Source organism: Legionella waltersii (genome assembly GCF_001468085.1).
GTDB classification, from domain to species: Bacteria; Pseudomonadota; Gammaproteobacteria; order Legionellales; family Legionellaceae; genus Legionella; species Legionella waltersii.
Window position 1 is genome coordinate 1 of sequence record NZ_LNZB01000044.1, and the last position, 346, is coordinate 346.

The window sequence follows — 346 nt, forward strand, 5'->3', positions numbered from 1 at the left end:
CGGCGGCCAGGAAGATAGGGATGATGACGGCCGGGCCAAGAGCACAGGAGATGGCAATGCCCCCTGCAATGAGCAGCGCTACAGAAGACAAGAGAAGCGCTTTGGATGCCAAGATTTTGCGCTCTTTAGCCACTTTGCTGTTGAGCGCGTTGAGATGCTCTTCATTGGCTTTTTTAGCAACAGCAATCTCTTGTTCTGAAAGATTGGGCAGTTCTTTGTTCTTGGACAGCTGAGTGATCCAATCGAAGAACCTGGAACTGCCTTGGGTGAGCTCCTGAGTGTTTTGCTCAAACTCAGGATCCAGTGCCAAGACGTCAGTCATGCGAGCTCGCTGTGTTTTGTCCAA

At 51.2% G+C, this 346-nt stretch carries 1 protein-coding gene; it reads right to left on the minus strand.

What is annotated here, in order from left to right:
• Positions 1–322 (minus strand): hypothetical protein (locus tag Lwal_RS09555; RefSeq protein ID WP_157066280.1); only part of this gene is annotated, 322 nt, incomplete at its 3' end.
• Positions 323–346 lie beyond the last annotated feature (24 nt).